This window comes from Actinosynnema sp. NPDC023658, from assembly GCF_040639995.1.
Lineage (GTDB): Bacteria > Actinomycetota > Actinomycetes > Mycobacteriales > Pseudonocardiaceae > Actinosynnema.
The window spans coordinates 1-6,864 of the sequence record NZ_JBFAAX010000309.1 but is presented as its reverse complement, the minus strand read 5'-3'; the positions used below and the strand labels follow the sequence as shown (position 1 = coordinate 6,864).

Below are 6,864 nucleotides of genomic sequence, written 5' to 3'. Positions count from 1 at the left end.
CGGCGCCCAGCACGGTGACGGACGGGTAGCCGTCGAGCCGCAACACCCCGGTGCCGCAGTTCGTCGCCTCGATCGTCAGCACCCGCAACCCCGAGGCCGCCTCCTCGCCCGCCACCGCGTACTCCACACCGGTCGGGCAGGCGTCGGCGGACGGGGAAGGGGACGGGGGCGGCGAAACCGGTGGCGCCGCGGTGCACGCGGACAAGGCGAACAGCACCAGGAATAGGAGTCGGGGCACGGGATCGATCGTCGCACACAAAGCGGAAGTTGCCCGGCGGCGCATTTCCGGGATAGGCTTCGCGCCGTGACTGCCGGGTCGGCCTTGAGCCACGAGCGAGAGAGTCACCCGGCCAAGGCTTGACCGCCGGGTGGGCTAGAGGCCCGCCGCACACCGGGGTTTTCCGGGTTTCCGCGCCCGCGAGCGCGACGCACCCGAACCCTTCCTCCCCGCACCTCAGCGCTTCGGCGCAGCCACGCGCGCACACCGCGGTCCGCACCGGAACGCCGTCCCCGCGCGCCTTCACAAAACCTCCACCGAAAACCACGGTGCCATTCACCCGTGGTCGCACGGTCTTGCCCAAGATCGGTCATGATCTGAATAGGAAGACGAACCGCAGATGGATTTCAACCAGCAGGTGATCGACGAGTTCCGCGCCAACGCGGGCCGGGTCGGCGGTCCCTTCGAAGGAGGCAGGCTCATCCTGCTGACCACCACCGGCGCCCGGACCGGCGCGCGCCACACCAACCCCGTCGGCTACCTGCCGGACGGCGACCGGATCGTCGTCATCGCCTCGGCGGGCGGCTCGCCGCGGCACCCGGACTGGTACCACAACCTCGTGGCCGACCCGGTGGTCCGGGTGGAGGACGGCGTCTTCACCTACGACGCCGAGGCGACCGTGCTGGAAGGCGCGGAACGGGACGCGATGTGGGCGCGGGCGGTCGAGTCCGACCCCGGCTGGGCCGCGTACCAGGCCAAGACCACGCGGGTGATCCCCCTGGTCGCGCTGCGGCAGGTCGCGGGCGGTCCGCCGAACGCGTCGAGCTGGGGCGCGGCGCTCAAGCTCGTGCACGACGCGTTCCGCCGGGAGCTGGCCACCATCCGGCGGGAGGTCGCGGCGTCCGGGCCGGCTCTCGGCGCGCAGCTCAAGGTCAACTGCCTGACCGCGTGCCAGGGCCTGCGGTTCCACCACACGGCCGAGGACAGCGGCACGTTCCCGGCCCTGCGGGACCGGTTCCCGGAGCTCGGGCCGGTGCTCGACCGCCTCGGCGCGGAGCACGAGCGCATGGCCGTGCTGCTGGCGCAGCTCCAGCAGACCCTCGACCGCGGTGACGCGGCGGACCTGCGCGCCGACGTGGACCGGCTGGTCGGAGAGCTGGAGGCCCACCTGACCTACGAGGAGGAGCAGTTGATCCCCTTCCTCGACGCGTGATGACAACCGAACGACCGCGTGGCGGCATTGAAGGGGGTGGGGAGATCCACCGTCCTTGTCCCGCGCGGCGGGCATCGGCCGGGGGTGAGCGGTTCACGACCGGTTGAATGACCCTGTTTCCCATCCACTAGCAAGGAGATGTCGTGGGTAGAGCAAGGGGCTTGGGGGCCCTGTTCGCCTCGCTGGTCGCCGTGGCGACCGTGGTGAGCGCGACAGGGGGTGCCGCCGCCGCTCCGCCGGCGCGCGCCACGTTGGACCCGGCGTCGGTCGCCGAGTCGGTGCGGTACCTGGTCGGGAGCTACGGCGTCAGCGAGCGCGAGGCGCTGCGCCGACTCCGGTTGCAGGCCGAGTCGGTGCGCCTGGACGAGGTGCTGCGCACGGAGAACGCGGCCGAGTACGGCGGCATGTGGCTCGACCAGGAGTCGGGCGTGCTGGTGGTAGCCATGACGGACCCGGCCGCCGCCGAGCGGCACCTGAAGGACCTGCCCGACCGGGCGCACGTCCGCACGCGGCCCGTCCGGCACTCGCTGGCCGACCTGACCGCGGCCAGGGACCGGATCGCGGGCAAGGTGGGCGCCGGCGCGGACGCGGTGTACCTGCCCGCGGTCGACGAGCGGGACAACCAGGTGGTCGTCTGGGAGCGCTCGTGGGTCGCGCAGGAGAAGGCCCCGGTCGGAGCGGCCGGTGTCGCCCGGGACGGTGAGGTCGCCCGGGAGGGCGAGGTCGCGCGTCGGGCGATCGCTGACGAGCCCGGCGTGGCGGTGCGGACGAAGGTGCTGCCGAAGCCGAGCCCGATGGCGGGGGCGTCGAACTACCCGGACCAGGGCTTCTGCCACCCGCTCGCGTGCGCCGGCTACGGTCCGATGCGCGGTGGTCTGCGGCTGGACCTGAAGCGGGACGACGGCACGTGGGGCGGCTGCACCACCGGGTTCAACCTGCGCTCCACCGGTGGTGGGTTCCCGGGCAAGGCGTGGGTGCTGACGGCGGGCCACTGCAACGCGACCAAGACCACCAACACGCCGACCGAGCACAACGGCAACCAGGTGCTCCAGCAGCACGGCATCGAGAAGAGCAGCTACCCGTACGACTACGCGGCCCTGCCGTACCTCGACGCCGCGACCGGCGCCAAGTGGCTGGACAACACCACGGGCCACAACAGGGTGCTGAAGTACTGCCGCAACGGTGGCGGGGACAGCAACGCCGACACCCCGTGCGGCGCGCAGGCGACCGCGGTGGACGAGTACATCACCCGCACCCACCGCCTGTCCGAGATCAAGGCGGGCTGGGTGGTGTGCGCGTCCGGCTCGGGCACGCACTCGGGTGCCAACGACTACCCCACCGTGGTGGACAGCGGTGCGGGTGCCGGCTACACCGTGGGCACGCGGTGCGGTCGGGTGCTGTCGACCGACGTCGGCATCAACACCGACCTGTGCGCGCGGTCGGGCGACAGCGGCGGTCCGCTGTTCAGCCAGATCGACCACAGCGCGCTGGGGATCCTGGAAGGCAGCCAGCAGCAGCGGTACGGCTACTGCGTCGCCGGTGAGCTGAACAACTACGTGCCGATCGACACGATCCTGACCGACCTGAGCGCCCGCGTCGCGAGCCAGGGGTCGACGTTCTCGGTGATCACCACGCCGAACGGCTGACGAACGCCGGCCCGCCTCTCCACCGGGGGAGGCGGGCCGGTCACCCGCCACCGCCGGGTGACTCCGCCGGAGAAGCGGAGGACCTGGGCTGGGGACGGCGTGCCCGGCGGTGTGCCAGGCGGCCGCCAGTGCGCCCGGGAGTCGGGGAGCCGGCGGCGTGTCCGGCGGTTGACCGAGATCCCGGGGACGGTGTGCCGGGCGGTCGGCTGTGCGCTTGGCGGCTGGAGTGCTGGTGGCCAGCGGTCGTGCCGCGCGGTTGGCGAGGTGCGGTGGTCGGCTGTGTGCCGGGAAGCTGGGGGGTGTGCCCGGCGGTTGTGGCTGGCATTCGGTGGCGTGCCCGGCGGTCGTCGGCCTGCTCGGCGGGTGGTGGCGTGTCCGGTGGTCGGCTGTGTGCCGGGTGGTCGGCGGTGTGTTTGGCGGGTGGGGTGTTCGCGGTCGGCGGTCGTGCCGGGCGGTTGGCGGGGTGTGCGGTGGTCGGCTGTGTGCCGGGCGGCTGGGATGTGCCCGGCGGTTGTGGCCGGTATTCGGTGGCGTGCCCGGCGGTCGTCGGCCTGCTCGGCGGGTGGTGGTGTGGCTGGCGGTCGGCTGTGTGGCTGACGATTGCTGGCGTGTCCGGCGGTTGGGGTGCTCGCGGGTGGTGGTGGGGTGTTCGGTGGATGAGGTGTTATCCAGCACCGGGGTTGGTGGGGGCCAGGAGGCCGGCCACCAGTAGCACGCACACCAGCAGTGCCACCAGGCCGACGGCCGCCGCGTAGTGCCGCCACGTCGCCCGTCCCGGCATCCGCCGCAACACCACACCGACCGCGACCAACGCCGTCAACGCGATCGGCAGCAACGCCCGCCACGCGTGGTCGAAGGAGAACGGCAGGAACGCGTCCGCCCCGTACAGGGACAGGATCAGCGCGGGCAGACCCAGGCCGGCCGCCGCCGCTGCCGCCACCATGTTGAACCGCTGCTGCGCCTCACCGTCCTGCGCCACGGCGAACGTCGACATGCTGGTCAGCAACGCCTGGAGCCTCGCGACCTCCTCGGCCAGCTCGACGTCCATCGCCTCGCAGTGCCGCAACGCCGCCAGGTGCGTCGCCGTCTCCGGCCGCGTCTCCCGGATCGTCTCCCGAGCGTGGTCGCGCGCCCGGCTGAACGCCATCGACAGCTCGATGACCTGCGCCAGCAGCGAGCGCAACGCGGTGGACCTGCGCTGCGCCAACAGGTCCGCGACGTGCCGCTCCAGGTCGTAGCGCAACCCGCGCAGCCCGGCCACCTCGTTGCGCGACGCCTCCGCGAGCGCCTTCCCCGCCATCACGGCGACGGACGCGGGATCACCGGCGAACCGGTGCGCGGGCTCGGCCAGCGACCCCACCAGCACCTCGTCCAAGCCCTCCCGGTCGGACTCCTGCCGCCAGCCGGTGTCCTCCCGCCACACCGCCCGCACCTGGAACGTCACCGAGGTCTCGCCCTCGGCGGTCACCTCGACCCGCGCCGCACCGACCACGATCCGCCGATCACCGCGGTCCCCGATCAGCCTGAGCAGTGGCGGGACCAGGAGCGCGTCGCTGTTCGACCGCCGCCACACCTGCGGCGGGGGCTCGCTGGACACGGCCGCGCGCAGGCCGTAGCCCTCTTCCGCCGGATCACCGGCGAACAGCAGGGAAGTGGAGGGCACGGGTGTGATCGTAGATCGACCGCGCCACCCCTTTTCCCGGAACGGCCGAACCCCGGTATGACGTCGATCATGGACCGCACCCCGGCGTCGGTGCCGGGGTGCGGCTCCGGGGCTAGGCGCGGGTGCGGCCCACGTAGACGTTGCGGGCGCGGTAGAAGGTGTCACCCGTCGGACCGGACGAACCGGACGATCCCTCCATCTGGAGGTTGATGATGATCCACATCGGCTTGCCGACGAAGTTCGCGCCCCGGTGCTGGCCGACCCACGCGCCGTCGAGGTAGTAGTGGATGTCCACGTCCGTGGCGCCGACCTTCGCGATCCACGCCCGGTAGGTGTGCCAGGAGCCGGGGCTGGACACGGACTTGATGGTGTTCGACCACCCGCCGGAGGCGTTCTTGTAGGTGTTGAACCAGTTCCGCGCGTCACCCTTGTACTCCAGGATGTCGCTCTCCGGCGGCCACGAGTTCGCCCCGGTGAGCCAGAACGCGGGCCACGTGCCCCGAGCCGACGGTGCCTGGAACTCGCCCCGGACCTCCCAGTTCGGGAACTGGTCGTTCACCAGCACCTGCGGCTTGGCGTGCACCGCACCGGAGTGGTAGTGGATCGGCAGGTACGGGTCCTTGGCGCTCTTGCCCTCGTCCCACGTGATCCGGGACGCCCTGAGGACCAGCGTCGACCCTTCGAGGAAGACGTGGTTGTGGTCGGACGGGCTGCCGTACATGCGCGCGGTGCCGTTGTGGTCCGAACCCCACGGGTAGCGGTAGTTCCAGGCCGACTCGAACGTGCTGTAGTTCGCGAACGAACCATCCATGACGGTTTCCCAGGTGGCGGCCCGGGCGAGCCCGGACGTGCCGAGGGCGGCCAGTCCCGCGCCGCCCGCCACCAGGAAACCGCGTCGACTCAGTGTCACAGGAAAGCCCTTTCCTCGACGACGTTGACGAGGCGGTGTCGTTCGCTGAACGTAGAGACCCGCGCGGCAGCGCGTCAACGGATCCGGGTCGGCGGCTCAACACTGATCAGAAGGCCGATCAGCGGCCGAGGTGACCAGGCCCCCAATGAGACGGCGTCCGGCGTCGAGGTCGAATCGCACTGTCCATTGTGGTCTCGACAGTTCCGGGTCGGGTTCCAACACGCGCGGCGCGATGACTGGTCGACCACTCACGGCGGCCACGAGAGGCGTTCAGTAGTGGCGGATGCCCTTGGCCAGCGTCTTGGCCCACGGCGCGTCGACCCCGTCGGCGTCCACCGCCATCACCAGGTGGCACAACATGCCCCTGGCGAAGAAGTCCTGCACCTGATCCTCGGTGCCGCCGGACACGCCGCGCACGTACTCGACCGTCCGGGCGTACCCGCGCTGGACGACCTCGCGCACCGCCGGCTCGGAGATCGCCGCGCACTGCGCGTGCATCTGGACGAGCAGCAGCGTGTTCTCCTCCGCGATCAGCCGCGCGTACGCCTCGCCCATCGCGAGCAGGACGGCCTCGGGCGTGCTGCCCCCGGCCTGGGTGACCCCGTCGCCCAGGCTCTCCCTGATCCGCGCGAAGCAGTGCTCCGCCACGGCCAGGAACAGGGCCTCCTTGTCCGGGAACAGCCGGTAGACGTAGGCCTGCGAGATCCCGGCGGACTTCGCGACCTCACCGGTGGTGGTGCCGTAGTAGCCGCGGGCGGCGAACGCGCCGAGGGCGGTGCGCAGGACGGTCGCGCGGCGTTCCTCGGCGGTCGAGAGCCGTCGTTCGCTCGGTGCTGCGGGCATCGGTGTAATCAACCACTCACACCTGTCGGTGTCAAGTCGGGCGGGTTACCGGCGGACGGACGCGAGGAGGCCGACCGGCGGCAGCGAGCCGGCGGCGATGCGGCGGCGTTCGGCCCGGCGGATGACGTCGAGGGCGTCGGCGACGCGGTCGTCCGGCCCGGTCCAGGTGCCGCCGCGGCCGTCGACCAGGCGCCACAGCACGGGCGTGGACACGGTGATGACGTCGGAGCCCACCCGGTTCAGGGCGGCGAGCACGGTGGCGCCCCGGTGCAGCGAGTCGTGGCCGGCGACCCAGTCGTCGAGCAGGTCGCCGGAGGGCGGTTCGACGTCGACGCTCGACCTTGAAGAAGTCGACCACGCTGACCGAGCCCG

At 71.8% G+C, this 6,864-nt stretch carries 7 protein-coding genes; 2 read left to right on the top strand and 5 right to left on the bottom strand.

Annotation, left to right across the window (positions count from 1 at the left end; all coding sequences use genetic code 11):
• Positions 1-238 (bottom strand): DUF4232 domain-containing protein (locus AB0G02_RS24815; protein ID WP_360797890.1); only part of this gene is annotated, 238 nt, incomplete at its 3' end.
• A gap of 379 nt (positions 239-617) precedes the next feature.
• Between AB0G02_RS24815 and AB0G02_RS24810 the strand changes: the two genes are divergently transcribed.
• Positions 618-1,430, top strand: coding sequence for a nitroreductase/quinone reductase family protein (locus AB0G02_RS24810; RefSeq protein WP_360797888.1), 813 nt, complete (start codon positions 618-620; stop codon positions 1,428-1,430).
• 143 nt (positions 1,431-1,573) lie between these two features.
• Positions 1,574-3,076, top strand: a complete 1,503-nt coding sequence (locus AB0G02_RS24805; RefSeq protein WP_360797886.1) for a hypothetical protein — start codon at positions 1,574-1,576, stop codon at positions 3,074-3,076.
• A gap of 664 nt (positions 3,077-3,740) precedes the next feature.
• Here the strand turns inward: AB0G02_RS24805 and AB0G02_RS24800 are convergent.
• The 4 genes from AB0G02_RS24800 to AB0G02_RS24785 form a co-directional block, all read right to left on the bottom strand.
• Positions 3,741-4,739, bottom strand: coding sequence for a hypothetical protein (locus tag AB0G02_RS24800; RefSeq protein WP_360797884.1), 999 nt, complete (start codon positions 4,737-4,739; stop codon positions 3,741-3,743).
• 112 nt (positions 4,740-4,851) lie between these two features.
• Positions 4,852-5,649, bottom strand: a complete 798-nt coding sequence (locus AB0G02_RS24795) for a family 16 glycosylhydrolase (protein ID WP_360797882.1) — start codon at positions 5,647-5,649, stop codon at positions 4,852-4,854.
• A 270-nt stretch (positions 5,650-5,919) separates the two neighbouring features.
• Positions 5,920-6,492, bottom strand: coding sequence for a TetR/AcrR family transcriptional regulator (locus AB0G02_RS24790; protein WP_360797880.1), 573 nt, complete (start codon positions 6,490-6,492; stop codon positions 5,920-5,922).
• A 45-nt stretch (positions 6,493-6,537) separates the two neighbouring features.
• Positions 6,538-6,864 (bottom strand): hypothetical protein (locus tag AB0G02_RS24785; protein WP_360797878.1); only part of this gene is annotated, 327 nt, incomplete at its 5' end.

What these genes read in the sequence shown, in the direction of transcription:
- AB0G02_RS24810 (WP_360797888.1), top strand. Translation starts at nt 618, where the DNA reads ATGGATTTCAACCAGCAGGTGATCGACGAGTTCCGCGCCAACGCGGGC.
- AB0G02_RS24790 (WP_360797880.1), bottom strand. Translation starts at nt 6,492, where the DNA reads ATGCCCGCAGCACCGAGCGAACGACGGCTCTCGACCGCCGAGGAACGC.